The sequence below is a fragment of the Novosphingobium sp. genome (assembly GCF_040398825.1).
Taxonomy (GTDB): domain Bacteria; phylum Pseudomonadota; class Alphaproteobacteria; order Sphingomonadales; family Sphingomonadaceae; genus Novosphingobium.
The window spans coordinates 1-21,681 of sequence record NZ_JBBATI010000034.1; the positions used below are offsets into that span (position 1 = coordinate 1).

The 21,681-nt window shown below is 64.4% G+C and carries 16 protein-coding genes; 3 read left to right on the forward strand and 13 right to left on the reverse strand.

The annotated features are described in order from the left end of the window. Window positions 1–194: 194 nt before the first annotated feature. The 5 genes from ABWP89_RS14870 to ABWP89_RS14890 form a co-directional block, all read right to left on the reverse strand. Window positions 195–608 carry a hypothetical protein gene (locus ABWP89_RS14870; RefSeq protein WP_353230255.1) on the reverse strand — a complete coding sequence of 138 codons (414 nt, stop codon included), beginning with the start codon at window positions 606–608 and terminating at the stop codon, window positions 195–197. A 67-nt stretch (window positions 609–675) separates the two neighbouring features. Then, the gene (locus ABWP89_RS14875) at window positions 676–1,953 is read right to left on the reverse strand and encodes a glycosyltransferase (protein ID WP_353230256.1); all 1,278 of its coding nucleotides are present in this window, start codon (window positions 1,951–1,953) and stop codon (window positions 676–678) included. 124 nt (window positions 1,954–2,077) lie between these two features. Continuing rightward, complete coding sequence (locus tag ABWP89_RS14880) at window positions 2,078–6,376, reverse strand: translocation/assembly module TamB domain-containing protein (protein ID WP_353230257.1); 4,299 nt, start codon at window positions 6,374–6,376, stop codon at window positions 2,078–2,080. Next, entirely contained in the window at window positions 6,376–8,673 is a 2,298-nt protein-coding gene (locus tag ABWP89_RS14885) for an autotransporter assembly complex protein TamA (RefSeq protein ID WP_353230258.1), read from the reverse strand. Before ABWP89_RS14885 ends, ABWP89_RS14880 begins: the two co-directional genes overlap by 1 nt. A gap of 46 nt (window positions 8,674–8,719) precedes the next feature. After that, window positions 8,720–9,610 (reverse strand): arginyltransferase, encoded by an 891-nt coding sequence (locus ABWP89_RS14890; RefSeq protein WP_353230259.1) that lies wholly within the window; start codon window positions 9,608–9,610, stop codon window positions 8,720–8,722. A gap of 462 nt (window positions 9,611–10,072) precedes the next feature. Between ABWP89_RS14890 and ABWP89_RS14895 the strand changes: the two genes are divergently transcribed. From ABWP89_RS14895 to ABWP89_RS14905, 3 genes are read left to right on the forward strand one after another with little or no spacing between them, the layout of a single operon-like run. Further along, on the forward strand, window positions 10,073–11,287 hold the full coding sequence (locus ABWP89_RS14895; RefSeq protein ID WP_353230261.1) for a hypothetical protein: 1,215 nt from the start codon (window positions 10,073–10,075) through the stop codon (window positions 11,285–11,287). Then, window positions 11,284–11,916: a cupredoxin domain-containing protein gene (locus ABWP89_RS14900; protein WP_353230262.1), complete on the forward strand. Its 633-nt coding sequence runs from the start codon at window positions 11,284–11,286 to the stop codon at window positions 11,914–11,916. The genes ABWP89_RS14895 and ABWP89_RS14900 overlap by 4 nt, the downstream gene beginning before the upstream one ends. Further along, window positions 11,916–14,291 (forward strand): putative bifunctional diguanylate cyclase/phosphodiesterase, encoded by a 2,376-nt coding sequence (locus tag ABWP89_RS14905; protein ID WP_353230263.1) that lies wholly within the window; start codon window positions 11,916–11,918, stop codon window positions 14,289–14,291. The genes ABWP89_RS14900 and ABWP89_RS14905 overlap by 1 nt, the downstream gene beginning before the upstream one ends. Window positions 14,292–14,508: 217 nt before the next feature. On the opposite strand, the gene ABWP89_RS14910 is transcribed toward ABWP89_RS14905, so the two are convergent. The 8 genes from ABWP89_RS14910 to ABWP89_RS14945 form a co-directional block, all read right to left on the reverse strand. Then, entirely contained in the window at window positions 14,509–15,417 is a 909-nt protein-coding gene (locus tag ABWP89_RS14910) for an OmpA family protein (protein WP_353230297.1), read from the reverse strand. 369 nt (window positions 15,418–15,786) lie between these two features. Then, window positions 15,787–16,494, reverse strand: coding sequence for a hypothetical protein (locus ABWP89_RS14915; protein WP_353230264.1), 708 nt, complete (start codon window positions 16,492–16,494; stop codon window positions 15,787–15,789). A 14-nt stretch (window positions 16,495–16,508) separates the two neighbouring features. Further along, on the reverse strand, window positions 16,509–17,765 hold the full coding sequence (locus ABWP89_RS14920; protein WP_353230266.1) for a hypothetical protein: 1,257 nt from the start codon (window positions 17,763–17,765) through the stop codon (window positions 16,509–16,511). A 10-nt stretch (window positions 17,766–17,775) separates the two neighbouring features. After that, window positions 17,776–19,074 (reverse strand): hypothetical protein, encoded by a 1,299-nt coding sequence (locus tag ABWP89_RS14925; RefSeq protein WP_353230267.1) that lies wholly within the window; start codon window positions 19,072–19,074, stop codon window positions 17,776–17,778. Window positions 19,075–19,312: 238 nt separating this feature from the next. Next, on the reverse strand, window positions 19,313–19,606 hold the full coding sequence (locus ABWP89_RS14930) for an addiction module antidote protein (RefSeq protein ID WP_353230269.1): 294 nt from the start codon (window positions 19,604–19,606) through the stop codon (window positions 19,313–19,315). A 5-nt stretch (window positions 19,607–19,611) separates the two neighbouring features. Then, window positions 19,612–19,914, reverse strand: a complete 303-nt coding sequence (locus ABWP89_RS14935; RefSeq protein ID WP_353230270.1) for a type II toxin-antitoxin system RelE/ParE family toxin — start codon at window positions 19,912–19,914, stop codon at window positions 19,612–19,614. Window positions 19,915–19,967: 53 nt separating this feature from the next. Beyond that, window positions 19,968–21,209 (reverse strand): threonine ammonia-lyase, encoded by a 1,242-nt coding sequence (locus tag ABWP89_RS14940; RefSeq protein WP_353230271.1) that lies wholly within the window; start codon window positions 21,207–21,209, stop codon window positions 19,968–19,970. Window positions 21,210–21,218: 9 nt separating this feature from the next. After that, window positions 21,219–21,638, reverse strand: coding sequence for a VanZ family protein (locus ABWP89_RS14945; RefSeq protein ID WP_353230273.1), 420 nt, complete (start codon window positions 21,636–21,638; stop codon window positions 21,219–21,221). Between the last annotated feature and the right edge of the window lie 43 nt (window positions 21,639–21,681).

A 21,681-nucleotide genomic window follows, 5' to 3' on the forward strand; every position in this document is an offset into this window, starting at 1 on the left:
ACAAACGACCAGCCTTGGCACGATCCAGCTTGACACCAATACACGGTTGCTGAGCCTGTCGAAGGATGCGCGCAAACGCCCGCTACAGGCGTTGCAAATCCCCCAGACCAACCGTCGCGCGTGTCCTTCGACAGGCTCAGGATGAGCGAGGTTTTTCTCTATCCCTCGCCCCATTGGCCCCAACCCAACGCGCTTCAATACCCCGCCAGCGCCGCTGCGGTGGTCGCCGCCAGCGCCCAATTGATCAGCAGCGCAGCCACCGTGGCGATTTTCCATCCGGTTGCTGCATGGGCCATCCCGGCCGCAAACGCCTTGTTGCCAATCCACAGGCTGACCAGGACGGTGGCGCCGATAGTCACGAGCAGTGGAAAACCCGACAAGACCGCCACCAACGTGACCATGGCAAAGCTGTGCCCGACCCACGCGGCCACCAGCCAGACGATCGGAATCGGCCGGTACGACCCTTCGGGCAGAAACGACCCGAGTGCGGATGCCCGCACACCGATTTGCGGATCGGCACCATGGTTATGCGCCCATTGCGGTGTCGCGACCAACGGCATGGGATCATCGTGGTCATCGTCATCGTCGCTGATGGGTCGCCCGGTCATCCCGGCCACCATATCGGCCGCGCCCGCAATGGCAAAGTGTTTGCCGCAGTTGGCCCAACGGCCGGGTTTACCCCACTCGCTGCCCGGCCAGCACCGGCACCGCGCCGCCACGCCGGAACCACCTGGCGCGGTCCCGACGGCGACGCGATGCAGCGAGCGCGCGGGGATAGACGTCGTTGAACAGCGTGGCGAAGGTCTGGTCCCAGGAAAAATGCGCGGTGACATGGGCGCGGGCGCGTGCGCCAATCGCCGCCGCGCCGCGCTGCCAGACTGATACGACCGCGCGCGCCATGGCCGCCACATCGTCCAGCGCGACCAGTTCGCCCAGGCCCGGCGGCACGCGCTGCACCATCGCGCCGCTGGCAAAGCCGACCACCGGCAGCCCGCAGGCCTGCGCCTCCAGCACTGACAGCCCGAATGTTTCATCGGCCATGGCCGACACATAGATGTCCGCCGATGCCAGCAGACGCGCCAGTTCCACCCGGTCGGCGCAATAGCCGGGCAGCACCACCGGCAGCCCGCGCGCGTCATCCGCCAGCGAATCGCGCAATTTGCCATCACCGATCAGCACCATCGACGCGCCAACGTCCGCCGGCAGCGCGCGGAACATCGCCAGCAGCCGGTCCGCGCGCTTTTCATTGTCCAATCGCCCGGCATACATCAGCAGTGGTCCCGTGCCGGGCAGGCCAAGTTCGGCGCGCAAGCCGGGAACCCGACGCCCGGGATGGAATGTTGCGGCATCCACCCCCAGCGACAGCACATCGACATGCCGCACGCCATAGTCGGTCAGCACGCTGCGCATATCCGGCCCCAGCGTATAGACGCGGTCAAATTCGCGATAGGTCATCTCCGCATAGCTGGCCGACAGCCGGCGCAGGCCGCGCGCGACAAAATCGCCGAACAGCGATGCGCCCACGCGGTAAACGTGCGTGTTGGGAAAATCGGTGTGATACCCGGCCACCAGCGCGGTATCGGGATGCGCGCGGCGATAATTGATCGCGGTCCAGGGCAGCACCCACGGGCATTGCGATTCGATGATCTGCGGCCGGTAGCGTTCCAGCACCTCACGCACTGCCGAGGTGCGCGTGATAAAGCGGTAATTGGGGCTGCCCCGCACTTGTTCGGCGCCGATTTCAACCCACACATGGCGGCCATTTTCAATCACGCGATCGATGGGCCCAGGCACGATCTGCACCAGCCGGCAATCACCATGGGCCAGCACATAGTCACGCTTTTGCCGCAGATAGGTGCCGATGCCACCACCCCCCACCGGCGCATAGCTTTGCGTCAGGTCACACAGGGGGCGCCCGGAATCGGCAAAGTGTGCGGCGTTGATGGCAATCACCGTGACAGTTCAAGCGCACTGCCATGACAGGATGGTGAAACAGTGATGACGCAGATTGTAATTTTTGGTGTCAGGTTAGGCGCTTGGTGACAGGTCCACGCGGTTTCCCCTGCTCCGGCGCCAATCAATAATCCTTGCTGTATTTCAGGCTGATCGATTCGTCATAAACCGTGGAAATCGTGCCCAGCAGCGACAGCCACCGCGTCAGCCGGAATTCGATCGAGCTGGCGCTGTAACCGTGCCCGTCGGTGACCAGTTCGATATAGAATTTGCGCCCGAGGTATTTGCCCACCGCCAGCGCGGTCCCGCGTCCGATCGTCGGATCGGCGCTGAGCACGCGCAACCGGTCCAGCCCGATCGCGCCGCGCAATTTGTTGATCGGGTCCAGCCCGCCACCGCCGCGCAAGGCCGCCAGCGCGGCGGCCAGCTGCACCGCCTCTGGCGCGGAAATCTGCGCGATCGAACTGCCGAACAAAAGCCGGCTGAGCAATTCCTCTTCGGGCAGCGACGGGACCGAGGCAAACGTGATCTGCGGGCGCAGCGCCGATCCGCCGATGCTGATGGTGGCCGAAATATCGTTGGCATCGCCGTTGGCGACAATATCCAGCTGCGGGTCGATCGGCATTTCGCCGTTGAAACGGATACGGCCGCGCGTCAGGTCAAAGCGTTTGCCGGCAAATTCATAACTGCCGCGGATCACATCGGCGCTGCCGAACACTTGCGGATTGGTGGTGTCGCCGCGCACCCGCACATCGGCCTGCCATTCGCTTTCCAGCCCCATCCCGCGCACATCGATCCGGTTGGCCCCGGTGGCGTCGATCAGCAATTTCCACGGGACACCGCGCGCCGGCGGCGGCGCGACATCGGCGGCCAGGTTGCGTTCGGTCACTGCGATCACCGGCAGGCTTTGGCTGGCGCTGGTCCGCCCCAGCACATAACGCGCCTTGTCGATATGCAGCCGCCCGGCGACAGTGCCGCCGTGGCCGTCCGACACGATCCGCATCGGCCCGGTAATGGTCGCGGCCATGTCGGGACGGTTGATCAGTTCGGCGTTGGTCGCGCCCAGCCGCAGGTCGATTTTGGGCAAGGCGCTGGATGCATCGCTGAAATCGATCGTACCACTGCCGGCGATCCGCCCGTTGCCGCTGGTGGTGCCCGAAACATGCGCCAGCGACAGGCGCGCGCCGTTGAAGGTGCCGACCAGATCGACGCCGCGGATGTCCGAGCCACTGATGGCGCTTTGCGCGCGCAACGCATGGCTGACCACCGCCCCGGTCAGCACCGGGCGGTCGATTGATCCCGACATGTCGGCCGCCACGCCGATCGGCCCGGTCAGGTCAAACGCATCGATCGCCGCCAGCCGCCACAGCGCGTCGGCCGGCCCGGCATAGCGCAATTGCCCTTTCAACGCGCCGCCGCGCAACCGTTCGATCAGCGTGCCGCCGCGCGGCAGATCGGTCACCAGCGCCTGCAGCCGCATGCGCGGCCCGCCGCCACCAGCCGCCCCCGGCCCTTCGCGCGCCACCGCGCGCAATTGCAGCGCCGCGGCATCCAGCCCGGCAACCACGGCCAGATCCAGCGGGCGCGAGGTCAGCACCAGGCCAGAACGGGTCAGCCCCAGCACCGACAGTTCGGCATGGCCCTGCGGCGCGCCGCTGTGATCGTTGCGATAATCGATCACGCCAGAGGCAAAGCCGCCCAGCCCCAGATCGGCATAGATGATATCCAGCGCCGACAGCGGCATGCGCGACACCGCCACATGCCATTCGCTGGCCCCGACATCGGCGTTCAGGCCGCCGCTGCCAAACCGGCCGCTGGCGATGATCGCCCCGCTGCCGAAATTGATCTGGCTGGGTTCCAGTTGCCACCCATCGGCGGTGCGGTTCGCAATCGCACGGCGCGGCATGGTGATGGCATTGCCGGCATAATCGCCCGCCACAAACGCGATCACGCGATCGGGGGTAAACGCCGCCGTGCCCTGCAACGCCAGCTGGCTGCCGCGCCGCCCCGCCATCGACGCGGTGATCGATCCTGATCCGTTGACCACCGTCGCATTGGCCAGCAGGCGCCCGATAAACAGCCCGCCCACGCCCACGCCCTGCGCCTGCAGCGCAGCATCGATGGTGGTGTTGGCGCGCGAAAACCGTGCCTTTGCCGTCAGCGTCGCCAGCGCCACCGCAATCGGCCGATCGCCGCCAAACCGCGCGGCGCGGGCGTTGATCGTGCTGTCAATCGCCTGGCCATCGGGCCCGGCGGCCAGGTGGATCGACCCATCCAGGCCCCCGCCCGCCAGCGTCAGATCACCATCCAGCCCCGCCGATCCCAGCGTCAGTGCGCCCGTCAACCGCGTATCATAGACCCGCACATCGGACAGCATGACCCGGGTCGGATCGGCCGTGCCCGCCGGCACCGCAAAATCCACCGTCGCCACGATCGGCCCCAACCGCGAATCCCCCGTCGCGCCCAGCCGATACCCGCCCGGCGTGCTGTCCAGCACCAGTGCCAGCGCCTTTACCCCGATCGCCGGCACCGGGTTTTCGAACAGCGCGGTGGCATGGGTGGCGTTGCGGTCGATATTCGCGGCGGCCGTAAACGCGCCATAATCGGCATGGCGACCGTTGGTGGTCAGGGTAAACCGCCCGTCATGCGCCAGACTGGCCTTTGCCAGCAGCGTGACGCGGTTTGACACGATGCGCATATCGGGCAGATCGAGCGCGCGCAGTGCGCCCCAATGCAGGCTGCCCGATACCCGCGCACTGTCGCCAGCCACATTGACCAACCCGGCATTGGCAAAATGGCCAAGCGTGCCGGCATAATTGACTGCCAGCGTCCACGGCACACCGGCCCCGGTGGCCACCACGCCCTTGGCAGTCATGTCGACCACCCCCAGTTGCGGCACCATGACCTGGTGCGCATCGACCCGCCCGGCCAGCGCGACATCGCCGCGCCACAGATCGCTTTTCAGTGCCAGGTTGCCGGTCAGGCCTTTGCCGGTTACGCGCCAGCCATCGCCCGACAGATGCGTGCCGACCAGCCGCAGACCACCGGTCAGCCGCGCGCCGTTCAGCCGCTGGTCCAGCCAGGGCGTGGCAGTATCAACACGCACGACGCTGGCGTTCAGCGGCACATCGACCCGCCCGTCGTGCCAGTGTGCCAGGCCCGCGGTATGCAGCCCGTCAAACCGCGCGCCCGTGGTGGCCAGCCGGGTGAGCGCGAGATCATGGCGGATCGCCAGATCGGCAAACGCCCCGTCGATCTGAGCGGTCAGCACCCCCGGCCCCGGCTGCACCACCGCGCGCCATTGGGCGGGCAGGAATTCCGGCCGCACCAGCCGCAGCGTGGCGGTGACCCCATCAGCGCGGTTGCGCGCCAGATCGATTGCACCTGTGGCATCGAGCGACGCCATCGCATTGGCCAGGTGATAGCGCCCGTCGATCACGCTGTTGGCAAAGGTGCCAGCGTAGGTCACCGCCAGCCGATCGCCCAGCAGTTGCGCCGGCAGGTTGGCCGACAGCGGGCCGGTAAAGGCGCCAGCGGGCCGCAGCAGCGCCGCCACGCGGTATTGCCCGGCCGCCAGATCGATCAGCCCGCCCGCCACCCGGCGCCCGTCGGCGCTGGCCAGCAACCAGCCATGCCACCCGGAAAACCGCCCTGCCCCGCCAATCTGCGCCAACACACTGCGGCGGATGCCGGTCAGGCCGGACAACAGCCCGCCCGCTGGCGCGCGGTAATCCAGATCGAGCGCAAAACGGTCGCGGTCGGGTGCGCTGTCAAGATGCAGCGACAGCTTGTCGCGCCCACCCAGCCGCCCGTCACAAGACAGCACCACCCGGCCCTGATGCACCAGGGCATGTGCGGTCAGGTCGATGCGCCGCCGTGCGCCCGCCAGACCCGGCGCCACGGTCAGGCCATCAACCGCCAGACGATCCAGCCGGATATCGAAATCGGGCAGGATCGGCGCACGCGGATCACCGGGGTTAAGGTGGGGCGCGCGCAGCAACAGCCCGCGGTGCAGCGCCAGATTGCGGATATCCAGCCCGCCGCCACTGCGCCCGGACGCGTCGAACAACAGCCGCCACGACGCCATCGGCCGCCAGTCCAGATCGACATCGGGCACATTCATAAACCGGCCGGCCGGATCGGACAGCACGACATCGTGCAGTTGCGCCCCTGTAAACAGCGATCCATCGATCCGCCCGATCGTGATCACCAGCCCGCTTTGCAATTTCAGCGCGGCGATGCGGTCGGTCACCAGCCGATGACCCAGCGACGAATCGAGCACCATGACCGCGACCGCCAGCAGCAGCGCCAGCCCCAGCGCGGCCAGCGCGGCCATCCGCAACAGCGGCGCAACCGCCATGCCCCTTGCGCGCGGTGCTGGCGGCACTGGCGGCACTGCCGGATTGGTGACCGGATCGGGCATCAGAATGCCTGCCCCAGCGCGATATAGACACCGATGCGGCTATCGCCCGGCGACCGGTTGAGCGGTGTGCCGATGTCGAACCTGATCGGACCAAAGTTGGTTTTGTACCGTATGCCGATGCCCGCGCCGATTTTTGCGCCGCGCATGGTCGGGTTGGGGGTGGTGCCGACCATCCCCGCATCGACAAACGGCACCACGCTCAATCCACCATCAAACAGCCCGGTGCGTACGCGCGCCTCCAGCGAAAATTCAGCCAGCGATCGCCCGCCGATCGGGGTGTTGGTGGCATCGCGCGGGCCAACCCCCTGATAGGCAAAGCCGCGGATCGACGCGCCACCGCCCGCGTACAGCCGCTGCGACGGCGCAATATTGCCGATGGTGGTACCGCTGATCGATGCCAGCCGCAGCCGCCCGGCCACGACCACCGCATCCCCGATCGGGCGATAGGCGCTGGCATCCAGTTGCGTGGTCACATAGGATGATCGCGGCCCGCCCTGGATCGATATTGCCGGCGATACCGCCACGCCGATGCGAAAGCCACGGACCGGATCAAGCAGATTGTTGCTGCCATCAAAGGCCAGTTTCAGCGGCAGCGCGCCGATAAAATAGGTGGTGAACGGTGTGCCCGGCGCAGCGCTGGCCAGCAATTCACGCGTGGCGATAATCTGCACCCCGAACGAATAGGCCCATTTTTTCTGGAACAGCAGCGTGCTTTGCTTGTCCAGGCTGGCGATGGCCGACAGCGTGCGCGCCGAATAGGCATCGGTGGTCTTGCTTTGCGCATAAAGATCGGCGTTGGCCGCCTGGTCGCGCGCCAGAAAATTGCTGCGGCGAAAGGTCGTGCCGATCAGCTGCTGACGCGTGCCCAGCGCGGCGCGCACGCGTACCATCCCTTCGGGCGGGAAAAAGTTGCGGTCTTCCCAACTGCCGTCGATTTCAAAGCCCTGCCCGGCCGATTGGCCGATTTGCGCGGTCAGGTTATGTTGCGGGCCTTTGGTCAGCCGCACATCCAGATCGGCCACCCCGGGCGCGGTGGCAGTGGGCGCGCGCACTTCGCGCGGGGTGATCACCACCCCGCCGATGATCCCGGTCGACAGCACCGCCTGGCGGAAATCATCGACCAGCCAGCGGTCAAACAGTTTCCCGCTGCGAAACCGCGCCATCCGTTGCAGATGGCGCGCGTTGAGGAATTTGGGCAGCGAGCTGGTGACCTGCCCGAACAGATAGGTGCCGCCGGTGGTCACCGGCAGCGCCAGATCGGCACCGTGGGTGTCATGATCGATCGCCAGCGCGGGATCACCCACCGTGGCAAAGGCATGGCCGATCGCGCCCAGTTGATCCGCCAGCCGGCCGCGCGCCGCCAGAATCGAATCGGTATTGGCCGGGTCGCCCACTTTCAGCGCAAATGCGGTCATCAGCGCGGCATGATCGGGGCTTTGCGCGACATCGCCCAGCGCCATGGTGGCAATCCGGTACCGCGTGCCGGGGATGATTTCAAACCGCACCGGCCCCGCGCGCGGCGCTGCGCCCGTGCCGGTGCCGGCGCCCGTAGCGGATGCAGCGGCCGCGGCAGTCGACAGCATGATCAGGTTCTGGCTGACCTCTGCATCGTAATAGCCGTAAAGCCGCAGGATCTGTTGCAGCACCGCCACATCGTCATGCGCGCGGCGCGACAGCTGCGCCAGGTTGTCATCACCCCGCCCCAGCGCGCGCAGCGACGACAGGCCTTCAAACCGGTCGGCCAGATCCTCGCTTTCGGGAAAGGCGGCGTCGGGGGGCAGCACCAGATCGATACCGCTGCCAACATGCCGCACCACCACATCCGGGCCCAGCAGTCGCGCCGCGCCGCCGCGCGGCATTGCCACATCCAGTGCCGTGCCGGCATCGCGCGCGGCGCTGGCCACCCCGGCGATATCGGGATCGGGGGTGAGCGGCGTGATCGGCGGTATATCGAACTGGTCGGGCCACGCGATGGTCAGCCCGCGCCAGCCCGCTGGCGCGGCATCACCCGCCGTTGCGCCCGCGACTGCCCACGCAACCAGGCCGGCAGGCGGATCAAGCGTGGTGACATCGGGCAGGCCCTGTGCCGGCGGCGCTGACCGCGCGGCATCGGTATCCAGCGCCCAGTGTTCGGGATCGGCCAGCGCGCTGTCGGGAATCAGATCACTCAACCCCGGTTCGGTCGCGCGGGGGGGCGCAGGCGCGGTTACCGGCACGGTTGCCGGCGGGGGCGCTGTGCCGGTCTGCTGCTGTGCCAGCACCGGCGCGGGCAGCAACAGCAGGCCGGCCATAACCATGCCCAATCCATCACTCCACCACCGGCCATGACCGTTCAGACGCGGATCACCCGGGCAGATAGACCGCGTTGGCCAGCCCGTCCTTGCCGCTGTCGCCGGGTCCGGCCACGACGACGCCGTCATCCCCCACCGCAGCGCCACCGCCAAACATGGCGCGGGTGCCGGGCATGGCAACGGTGCGGTCGATGGCAGTGGCCTGTTCGGCGGGGTCAAAACGTTCCCAGCCAGCCGCGCCCAGCCGTTCCAGCGGGCGGAAGCGCACCTTGTATTGCATGCACGCCGATCCTTCGACCCAATAGCCCAGATAGACATGGGGCAGGCCGATGCGCGTTGCATGCGCGATGTGATCCAGAATGATAGACGTGCCAAGCCCGGTCCGTGTCGGATGGTGGGGATCATAGAAACTGTAAACCATCGACAACCCGTCACCCTGATGGTCGGTCAGGCATGCGCCGACCAGCCGCCCCGGTGTGCCATCGGCATTGGGTTCACGATATTCAACCACATAGCTCTTAACCGGGGTATGTTCCACCATGTCGGCAAAATCGATTTCATCCATCGATGCCATGCCGCCGCCGGGGTGCCGATCGGCCAGATAGGTCTGCAACAATTCGTACTGTTCGGGCGTCGACCACGGTTTGCACACCGATACGATCAGATCGGCATTGCGCTTTGCAGTGCGGCGCTGGCTGGCCGAAATGCGGAATTCGTGCGCCACCACGCGCACCGACACGCACGCGGTGCAGCCCAGGCAGCTGGGGCGATAGGCCACCGTCTGGCTGCGGCGAAACCCGATCCGGCTGAGCGCATCGTTCAGCTCATCCGCGTTGGTGCCCTTCAGCTCGGTAAACACCTTGCGTTCGGTCCGCCCCGGCAAATAGGGGCACGGGCCGGGGCTGGTGACGAAAAAGCGGGGGAAACGAACCGGTGCGCTCACGAGACGACCACTGCCCTTTGTTGCGGCCGGTTGCCCGACCTGACCATATGCGATGACCACCACACGCCATGATCATGCCGCAACGCCCGAACCGGTAAAAGCGGATTAACCACGATTTTCCGACAAAGACAAATTTTGTCGCACCACGCGGGCCTGGCGCATGCGCAGGTGTCCCGCATCAGGACCGCGCCGGCGCAAAAGTTAACGGCATGCCGGACCATTGGCAACGTGCCGCCACCAGCATGGGCGCTGACGGTGGTGGTCCGGCTGGACAGTGCGATCATGGGCGCGCAACATCCTCGCCCCAAATCGCTGGGGTAGTCCCGCCGACATGACCTTTCGGGCAGAATCGATCGGGCGAATTTGCCGGAAAATTAACCACTTCCGGGGTATGTTTGCGTGATGGCGCTGGGGTGTGGATACAATCGCAGACGGGCGGTTTGCGGGCTGGTGGCGGCGACGATGATCGCCGCCGCGCCCGCGTGCGCACGCGATATTGACCTGCTGTCACCCGCGACGATCTCTGCCTCGGCCGATCTGCGCATGGTCGCCACCAGTGGCGAACAACCGTGGAGCACCGGCCAGTTCGGCAAGCTGCGTTATGGTGACGAGGTTGGCCCGCGCGTGGGCAATGCGGATCTGGTGTGGCGGCCGCAGTTCGGCTGGGCGGCGTCGGCAACGGTCGTGGCGTCATACGTGGGGGGGCCGCACGGCGAACCGGGGATCAGCGAGGCATTCTTTACAATCCGGCCGCGGCTGGCCGGCACCACCCGCGCCGTGGCCCGGATCGGGCTGATGTGGGCACCGTCAAGCCTGGAACATACCGGCGCAGACTGGCATGTGGCGGATACCATCACGCCGTCGGCCATCAACAGCTGGATCGGGGAGGAAGTGCGGCCGCTCGCCGCCGAAGCAAAGCTCTCGTTCGATCTGGCCGGCGGACGCATCGAAACCACCGCCGCGCTGTTTACCGCCAACGACACCGCCGGTACGCTGCTGGCGTTGCGCGGCTGGGCGCTGCACGATCGCAAGACGCTGGTCGGCCGCGGGCAATTGCTGCCCCCGCTGTCGGCGGATGTGAGCTTGATCCAGCCAGAGTACACGCATCCGACAGCCTATCTGAGCCAGGGTTTTGCCCGGCACCCCGGCACGTATCTGAAGCTCGGCTGGGCGCCGGCAGCGCCGGTGCGGTTCGAAGTGTTCCATTACGAAAACCACGGCAATCCAGACGACGCCAACGCCGAACGCGAATGGGGCTGGCGCACCCGGTTCGACCAGATCGCGTTCGAAGCGCGGATCGGCGATGCCACGCGCCTGCGGGCGCAGGCGTTGACGGGGCGCACCCGGATGGGATTCGCCGATGATAGCGGGCGCCGCTGGGTCGATTGCTATTTTCGTTCGGCCTTCGGGTTGTTGAGCCACGATTTCAAACATGGCGGTATCGCCCTGCGGGGTGAGGCCTTTGCGACGCGACAGGCGGGCACGCTGGTCTTGGCCGACGATGGCGAAACCGGCTGGGCAACCACCTTCGCTGCGCACCGCACTCTTAACAGCCACGTGTCGCTGTGGGTTGAGGCGCTGCATGTCGACAGCGATCGGGCAGCGCGGCAGCGCGCGGGGCAGGACCCGCATCAGCATCAGGACCAGTTGCAACTGGTAATGCGGGGGACCTGGTGAAAAATACAAGGACTGTGCTGGCGTGCGCGACCGCACTGGTTGCCATGGCGGTGGCCACACACGCCCGCGCCGGGACGCTGGCGGTTACCGTGGTGGACAGCGGCGGCCATCCCGTGCGCGATGCGGTGGTGGTGGCCGAATTGCCCGGCAAACACGCGCCCGTGGTGCAGCACAGCTATACCATGTTGCAAAAGGACATCGCCTTTCATCCGTTTGTGCTGGTGGTGCCGGTGGGGGCCACCGTCAGCTTTCCCAATGCCGATAACACCCGCCACCAGGTCTATTCTTTTTCGGCGCCCAGACCGTTTGAATTAAAGCTGTTTGCGCGCGACGAAACGCGTTCGGTGCGGTTTGACCGGCCCGGCGTGGTCGCACTGGGGTGCAATATCCATGATGCGATGAGCGCGTTCGTGTTCGTGGCCGACAATGCCTGGACCGCGCGCACCGATGATGCGGGTGTGGCAATGCTGCCCGACCTGCCGAATGTCGCCGGGCACATCACGGTCTGGCACCCCTATCAACGCAGCCCCGACAACCGCGTCGATATCGCCATCGCCGCCGGTGCGCGCACCGCAACGACGACGCTGCACCTGCGTATGCCACCCATGCATACGATGGGCGGATATTGATGGGGTCGCGTCCCGCCATCCAGGTCCGCCACCTTGTCGCGCGCGGCGAAGCGGTGTTGCGCGGGCTGACCCGGTCACTGGGCACGCGGCTGGCGCTGCAATTCGCAGCACTGTTCACGGCGGCGATGGTGGCGGTGGCAGTGGCATTGTCGCTGCTGGTGGCCAGTTCGCTGTCGCAACAGGTGGAACGCGACCTGGCGACATCGGGCGCGGTGTTTGACCGGCTGTGGCAACAGCGCGCCGACGAACTTTCCGCCACCGGCGCCACGCTGGCGCGCGATTTCGGGTTCCGTTCCGCGGTGGCCACCGGCGATGAGGCGACGCTCCATTCCGCGCTCGACAACGTGCGCCTGCGCGCGCGCGTGTCGGATGCGTTTATCGTCGGCACCGACGCCCGCGTTCATGGCCTGCGCGATGGCGCCATGCGCGATGATGCCGCACGTTTGTGGAACGCGCTTGACGAAGGGCATACCGGTGGCGTGGCGGTGCTGGGCGGGCGGATGCGGCAGCTGGTGGTGGCGCCCATTCTGTCGCCACAGCTGACCGGCTGGCTGGTGCTGGCATCCGATATCGACCAGCGCCGGATGGAAGGGCTGGAACAATTGTCGGCCATCCCGCTGAAGGCCGGCGTGATGGTGCGCCATGCCGGGCGCTGGAATGCCGTCGCCGGCCGCGCACTGATGGCCGCATCGGCCGGCACCATGCCCGAACCGGGCCGCCTGTTCACGCTGCCCGGCGCCGATGGCGGCGCGCTGGCGCTGGCGCGGCCGATCCCCACGCTGGGCGATGATCAACAGGCGATGCTGCTGCTGGCCTATCCCAAACGCCTGGCCTATGCGCAGCAGGACCGGCTGGTGGCCGCGCTGATCGTGCTCACACTGGTGGGGCTGCTGGCGGTGGCGCTGGTCACCTGGCGGTCGGCCGGGCGCATCATTCGGCCGCTGGTCCAGCTCGACCTGGCCGCCGCGCGCATTGCCGAAGGGGCGAATGAGCGTGTTGCGGTGGCCGGCGATGATGAACTGGCCCGGCTGGGCCGCACGTTCAACCGCATGGCCGGCGAGATCGAGGAACGCGAACGGCGGATCACGCACCTGGCGTTCAACGATCCGCTGACCGGCCTGCCCAACCGGGCGATGTTCCACGAACAGCTGGCACGGCAACTGGGCAGCCGCGATGGCGGGATGATCGCCGTCCACTGCCTCGATCTCGACAATTTCAAATCGGTCAACGACACGCTGGGGCACCCCGCAGGCGACGAACTGCTGGTGATGACCGCACAACGGCTGACGGTGGCGGCGCATGGCCATTTCGTCGCGCGGCTCAGCGGTGATGAATTCGTGGTGATCCAGCAGCTCGATGCCGATTCCGCCGCGGTCGACCGGCTGGCGCGCGGGCTGGTCGCGGCGCTGTCACACGCGGTGACGATCGCCAGCCAGCCGGTGCAGACCTCCACCAGCCTGGGCATCGCCATCTATCCGCAGGACGGCGCCGAAACCAGCACGCTGATGCGCAACGCCGATCTGGCACTGTACCGCGCCAAGGAAAATGGCCGCGGCACCTTCGCCTATTTCGAAGAGGCGCTGAACGAGCGTGCGCAATTGCGCAGCCGGCTGGAGGCCGATCTGCGCGTGGCCATCCGCGATGGGCAGTTCGTGCTGTATTACCAGCCGCTGTTCGACCTTGCCACCGGCGCGATTGCGTCGTTCGAAGCGCTGATCCGCTGGCAACACCCGACCCGCGGCATGGTCCCGCCGATCGAATTCATCCCGTTCGCCGAAGAAACCGGTCTGATCGTGCCAATCGGGGAATGGGCGATGCGCGACGCGTGCCGCCAGGCCGTGCACTGGCCCGACGGCGTGCGCGTGGCGGTCAATGTGTCGTCAATCCAGTTTCGCCATCCATCGCTGGTGGACATGGTGTTGAGCGCACTGGCGCACAGCGGCCTGCAGCCCGACCGGCTGGAAATCGAGCTGACCGAATCGATCTTCCTGGAATCAGAAGAAACCACGCTGGCCAACCTTTACCGCCTGCGCAGCCTGGGCGTGCGCATCGCGCTCGACGATTTCGGCACCGGCTATTCCTCGCTCAGCTATCTGCAAAGCTTTCCGTTCGACAAGCTGAAGATCGACCAGAGCTTTATCCGCAACCTGTTCGCCCGCCAGGGCGCCAGCGCAGTGGTGCGCGCGATCATCGATCTGGCCGCCGCACTGGGCATGGAAACCACCGCCGAAGGCGTCGAGGATTTCGCCCAGCTGGAAGAACTGAAACTGCAAGGCTGTTCCACGGTGCAGGGATATCTGTTCTCACGACCCATTGATGCAGCGGCGGCGCAGGCGTTGCTGAACACCAACACGGGCCTGCGCAACTACGCCTGAACCATCCTTTTCGTGCCTGGCAGATGTGGCCCGGTTTTGCCGACAACGCGTCGCGCCTTTGGCAGCTTATGCCGCTGGCACGACACCGCCCGCGGTGCCACTCAATTTGGTGGTCTCACGCAAGGATGCAGTCCAGCAGCGTCACCGTAATCGACCGTAATCGCATATCTATGACCTAATCAGGGCAAATTCGGGGTACCTTGATTGGGTTTGAATTCTAGTGTTCGATGGACTCGACCCGGACTCGGCGCTCGTTGAGACGTATGGCAATGCGATCGTTGATCTCTGACGTAACCTTGCTCCGATTCGCATCCACTGTCGGAGTCTGGCTCTTCGATCCCGGATCGGCGCTTCCCTTGGTGCGATCGACCCTGGTCGAGATGTGAACGCGTGGAACCCGCTCGGCCACGAACTCTTTCTGTTCGGTCTGGAACCCCCGCATACAGCGTACCCGCGCTGCAGCATCGGACGTACGGCAAACATCGACCACCTGATCCTGCAGCCAGTATGCAATGGCATCCGGCCGAGAGGCGAGCAGGAACTCGACACGCCGGTTCCAGCCCATGTTAGTGTCGCTTGTGTTGGGATAGAGCGGCACACTCTTGCCGAAACCTATCGTCCACAGCGGCGTTGGTCTCGTCTTGGCATTCTCTAGGATGCGGGCCACGGCGCGCGCTCGCTCGATTGACAGGTTGTGATTGTAGACCTCGCCGCCACGGCTGTCTGCGTGACCTGCAATAAACATGCTGACGTCGGGCACGTCCCCATCAACCATCGCCGCCATGGCCTGAATGATCGGGATCGCCGATGGTTTGACTTCGCTCGAGGCCGTATCGAAGAAGGTATTTTCGGGGAACACGATCCGCAGCACGGGGATATCGTAATTGAAATCGGACGGCATGAATCGCCTTGGAACGACGTAGCTGTGGAACTCAGGCTCGGGGTAGATCCCGAACGACTGTGCAAGTCGCTTAAGGCGCGAAAAACGCGTCTGGTGTTCGAGTGCGAGCGCTTCCTCGTCTGACAGGTAGCGGATGTTCTGCGCTGATGCGGAGATCGTAGGCAGCAGCACCAGCAGGCATGCCGCCACGAGCCGCAGTCTGGCATAGCCTTCAGCTAGCCACATATGCACTGCGCACTTCCTGCCTGAGCATTTGTACTTCCGACGACTCGGCATTGAGCAGTTCGATCACGTACCAGCCTTGCACTCCTTCGGATTGCGTCACCTTGTACGTCACGCTTGCTCGCGTTGTAGGTCCGGTAACCTGCACGCTGCAAGTCCGCGCGTTGTAGCCTGTCCCAAGCTCTTCGAACCCGCTAACCGACATGATCCTTGCTAGTCGGGCAGGGTCGGGCCGGACATCTGCTGGTACGGCCAGTTGACGCATAATACCGGGCCCGGTTTGCTCGCACGGCGGGGTCATGTTGAATTGCGAGCATCCGCATAGCAGCAATGCTGCGCCACCACCAACAACCAGCAAGCCGGGCCGCAACATCATATCACAACGTGGTCCGAATTGATTTTCTGCTTCTTGAAGGCATCGCTGGTCACCCAGGTATCGCCATCGAGGCAAGCGATATCCGTTCCGTCGGACACGACCTGCCTATCCACGCCATAGACCACTCGGCTGCGGCGGCAGACCAGTTCGCGCGAAGATTCGAATGATGCTTTGACGACCTTTGGCGCGTCGGCAGCGGCCTGACGCGACAGTATCTGTTCTTTCGGATACCAACTGTCACCCACTCGGCACTGGTTGTCGCGGCGGCATTCGAGCGATCCCTTGTCCGTCATCAGCACGCTCCCGTCGCCCGCTGGCATGACTGCCAGTTGCGCGCTCGCGCCCTGATCGGTTGACCAGCTGGATTCCTGGAGCTTGTTTGTATTAAGCGCGGCAAGCTGGGCGTCACGGATGCGTGCCTTGTCCTTGTCGCTCGCCCCCTTCATGATCAGGGCACAAACGACACCACCTGCCGCAAGCCCGACGAGCGCACCATCCCTGCCCTTGATCGCCGCGCCAAGTCCTCCACCAATGAGCATCGCGATTAGGCATTTGCCGATCGCCTTCTCGACATGAGTCTTGCCCGACAGCTTCTGGCCCTGGGCATTGTATGTCGCCTGAGCAAGCGCATGCTGGGACGCGATCGGGTTGAGTAATGTAGCGCTGATGACGAGCGCGCCCGCCAACTTCCATTTCTGCAGCATGGTATCCCCCTGACCTAGTTCGAACGCTTGGCGGTAAAACTGATGTCGCCGCTGTCGCCGACGTAGATGATCGGATCGTAGATCCGGGCCTTTAGCGTCTGACCATCGTCCTTGCCGGAGATCAGGCGCATCCCGCCAAACGGTCCGTCGATCAGTGGCTGAGGCTGCATTCCCGGTGCCGTGCGCCAGCGCTGTCCCAACGAGCCTTCAGGATCGCCGGTCAGTTCGCAGCCGTCGGAAGAGCAGGCGAACTGCCCAGCAATCGGCGTGCGGCGGATGCCCTTGGAACCCGTGTAGGAAATCCATGCACCAACCAGCGAACCATCGGCTGCGGTCGGCAGCCGCAGTTCCATCGGGCTCATAACCTCGCGCGAAAGCGGGAGCTGGCCAGTGTAGTTGGTGATCCGCACCGGAGCCTTTGACAGCGAATCCGGCGTAAATGCACCGACGTGGCGCAGGTCCGCACCGCTGCTCAGGAACCAGGCGTCAAGGAACGCACGCTGGGTATCGCCGATGGTGCGTCCAGCCGGCACGAGATAAAGTTCCGACATCCCCAGATTGGTCTGCGCCGTCTGCGCCTGTTCAAAGCCCGCCTTGCGAGCTTGCGCGTAATCCTCGGGGACCGTCGCAAAAGCGCCACCCGGATCGGCAAAGACGATCAGCCTGCGAATGTGGTCCGTGGCCGCTGCGCCCGAGCCAATCACCTTGAACGTGCGCGCAAATCCCGAGTTGTTGAAGCTGTCGCCACCCTTGCCTGCGCCATTGCCTGCCACTTGGGCGACCATGAGAACCGCCTTGGTGATGAAGTTTCTGCTCGCCTCCTTCAGTTTGGATGCCATGTCCGACCCGAAGTAGGCCTCGGTCACGCCGTCCTTGCTCTTGCGATCTGCCAGCTCATCCTTCGACATCGCAGGAAGGCATCCCGAGAAAATCGGATTGAGCCCCCCGGTCTGCGCATTGGCAACCGCGATAGTCAGATGCTCGCGCGGGGCCATCGCACCAGACCCCAACGCACGTTCCGCATCGGCAAGTCCGATCACGGCGGCAAACAGGTCGGCATTCTCGGTCCTGAAGCTCTCGGGTTTGGACGGTTTGATCGAATTCTGGTCGATCACCAGCACTGTCTCACGCAACGCGGGCTTCAGACCGGAAATGGCGCAGAAGTCGTCGAGCTTCACGGCCTGGCCCGCACCGCCTCCCTCGGTGATTGGCGCGGTATCGGTGCAGGCACCCAGCAGCGCCACGGCTGCAACAATCAACAGTTTGCGCATGTCCATTACCTCAAATGTCGTATCCAAGCGCGATCTGGAGCGAGGCATATTCATCCCCGGTCAGCATGATATGATCCGATATCGGAAGCAAAATGTCATGCGCACCGCCAGGATAGCGGAATATCCGACCCTTTGCCCGCGACCCCATTTCCTGCAAGAGTGCCTGACGGTACTCGATCAGCACGCCCACCATCTCCTGATCCTTGTTCACGATCCGGTCAGCCCACTCGCGAAGTTCACCGAAGCGCGGGCCGCGCGCCGATGCATCCTGGTTCACCGCAGCCTTGATGTCTGCGCTCAGGCCATGGGCCAGATCCTGCTGGACAAGCGTGCGCTGCTTCTTGAGCGCTTCCATCCGCTCGCTTGTCTTGCGCAGCTTTTGGTCCTGTTCTGCGAACGTCGGATTTGGGTCGTGCATCACATAGGCAACCAGCAGGCCGACGATGTAGGCAACGACATTGCCGAGCAGCATGAAGATAATGCCGCCAAACATTGACGGCGCGGCCACGCCGAGGATCGACGCTTCCACAATGTATTCGCGCAGGTAGTAGTATCTCGCGCCTCCAACCATCAGGAGTGCAATTGACAGGAGCACGGACCCGATGGCCAGGCGACGTAGCGCATCGTTGCGACGATTCTCCACTCCAGACTCAGCGCTCTCCTGCGGTCGAAACAAGAAGGCCCACTGGCGGAAGACCACGCCATGGATGTGCGCCGAAAAGCCCACTGCCAGACCGACCGCCACAGTCGCACCCGTCGCCAGAAACGGGCTTGTAATGTATGGAACCTTCATGAAGCTTTCGAAGTTGATGAAGGCTTCAAGCAGAACGATGCCCAGAAGCGCAAAAACATAGAGCCATTTTTTCGTACGGACCGGTTCGCGCCCCATCTTGCTGCGCAGGCTCTTATAACTCTCAAGCGTCTGCTCGTGGTCAACGACTTCGGCCTTGTGCTTGTCGCTGAAGGCTGCCGCCTTTTCGATCGAGGCGTTTACTGTCTTCTGCCGCGCAGAATCGCACACGTTTTCGAGATAGATGCCCGAAGCATTGCCATTGTCACGGCTGTCCGCCTCGAAGGCATTCTTCATTTCCGCAATGGCCGCCACTCGCGAAGCGGCAATGCTCTTAGCGAACCAGGCCGCCATTCCCTGGGTCAACAGACCGGGTTGACGTGCGTTATAGAGATTGCCGGCACCGGTAAGCCCGATCACTTCGGCCGTCGCTTCCGCCTTGGCAGATCCGAGAAGAGCCGTCAGCAGGGGGCTGCCGTCGGATACGTTCAGATTTACATAATCCACAACCGTTTTCATTGCCGCCCAATCTCGAATCGTGCGCGTCGACCGCATTCACAACCATTGCGGAAGATTTTGCTTTTGTGAATACATTCCGAAATTTAAGTGTTGCCGCTCATTTGCCTCGCTTGCGCGCCTTATGCGGAGCGAACTCAGGTCCCTAATTTGCTCCAATTTGGAATTAAAGTGATGGTGTGGACGGCGCTCCAACCGGAAATTACAGTGCCACCGCACGTAAACCCACCTTAATGCCAGCCTAAGCCGCCAGCTTCGGCTTTACGCTGAGCGTGACATTGAGCGCGTCCAGCACAGACAGCAGCGTGGAAAGCGTGGGATTGGCGCCAGCTCCCACCGCTTTGTAAAGGGAGCCCCGCGACAGCCCCGCGCTCTTTGCAGTTTCCGTCATTCCCTTGGCACGGGCTATCGTCGCGAGCGCGTGCGTTACATCCCCAACCTCGCCCGTTTCAAATGCAGCCGCAAGATATTCGACAATATCCGCGTCGGTAACAAGATGGGCGGCAATGTCAAAATCCATGATTTTCTCTGCCATGGCCTTTACTCCGCTTTCTTTGCCAGTTCTTTTGCCATTGCGATGTCGCGGGACTGGCTGTCCTTATCACCCCCGCACAGCAACAGGACCAATTCCTGCCCGCGCACGCTGTAATAAAGCCGATACCCAGGCCCATGGGGGATGCGTAAATCGCTAACCCCGTCCCCGACTGGTTTCGCATCGCCAAAATTGCCAAGCTTAAGCCGCCCCAGCCGGATCAATATCCGCTTTTGCGCCATGCTGTCGCGCAAACCGGAAAACCACTTGTTGAAGGTTTCGGTCTGCCTGAGCTTTATCACATGTCCCATATATGGGACATGTTTCGGACTGTCAACGCGCAACTGTGATTTCGGCGCGCCCCCTACCCCAGCTCAACCTGTTCCACCGCATACCCGCGCGCGCGCAGCGCCTCCACCAGCCGGTCGATCTGTTCGCGGTCGCGGGCTTCGCATTCGATTTCCGCGGTCAGGCCTTTGGCCGGCAGCGAGGTGAAGATGCGCTGGTGCCATACCTCCAGGATGTTGACCTGGTGGCGGTTGAATTCCTCCACCACCTTGAACAGCGCGCCGGGGCGGTCCTGCAGCACGATGCGCAACCGGCCCAGCCGGCCCGATCGTGCCAGATCGCGCAGCAGCACATTGGCCAGCAGGCGCGTATCGATATTGCCGCCGCACAGCACCACGCCGACTTTGCGCCCGGCAAACAGATCGCGGTTGGCCATCACCGCGGCCAGGCCGGCGGCGCCGGCGCCCTCCACCACGGTCTTTTCGATCTGCAGCAGCAGCGATACCGCCTGTTCCAGCGCGGCTTCATCCACCAGCACGATATCATCGATTAGCCCGGCCAGCGCGGCAGAGGTAAATACGCCAGGTTCGCGCACGGCGATGCCCTCGGCCAGGGTATCGCCGCCGCAGGGCAGATCCTGGTGTTTCAGCTTGTTGTACATCGATGGGTACAGCAGCGCTTCCACCCCGATCAGGCCGATCGCGGGGTTGATCCCGCGTGCCGCGGTGCCCATCCCGGTCAGCAGCCCGCCGCCGCCGATCGGCACCACCAGCATATCCAGATCGGGCACATCCTCCAGCATTTCCAGCGCCACGGTGCCCTGGCCGGCGGCCACCAGCGGATCATCAAACGGGTGAACGAAGGTCAGCCCCAGGTCCGTTTCCAGCATGCGGGCATGGGCATAAGCCTCATCAAAACTTTCACCCTCCAGCACCACTTTGCCGCCGACGCTTTCGGTCTGGGTGATCTTGATGGTCGGCGTGGTCTTTGGCATCACGATGGTGACCGGCACGCCCAGCCGCGTGCCGTGATACGACAGGCCCTGCGCATGGTTGCCGGCCGACGCCGCAATCACGCCGCGTGCGCGCTGTTCATCCGACAGGTGCAGCAATGCGTTCAACGCTCCGCGTTCTTTGTACGCCGCGGTGAATTGCAGGTTTTCGAATTTCAGCCAGATTTCGGCGCCGGTAATCGCGCTCAACGTCTTGCTGTGCAGCGTGGGTGTGCGCACGACATGGCCGGCAATCCGCGCGGCCGCGCCGCGCACATCGTCAAGGGTCAGACCCGGGGTGGTGGCCGAAAGGGCAGATGTTGTCATGGCAGGGCCCTAATCGAAAGTTGTGGCAAAGCAAACGCCCTTCGCCGTGATCACAAGCTGGTCACCCCGCCACCACCGCAACAGCAGCGTGACCGCCACGATCGCCAGCGTATCTGCGATCCAGTCGCGGATGTCGCAATCGCGATGCAGCGCGGGGATCGATTGCGCCACCTCGATCAGCGCGCCGAGAAACGACAGGCGTTCGGCAATGCGCCAGGCGGGCGTGCCGGGAAAGGCAAATTTGGCCAGCACGGTCAGCGTGGCAAACGCCAGCATATGTGCAAACTTGTCGCCAAGCCAGTCGATCGGCAGCGCCGGCGGATGCTGCAACAGCGCCATGGTCAGCGCAAGCGCCAGTGTCAGCCAGAACAGCGCGCTGAAAACCGTGGCCCGCGCGGCTGACCGGGGGGTGGATCGGGTTTGTATCATGCCGTCGGCGCTAGCGCCCCAACCCGCTGCGAACAAGCCCGCT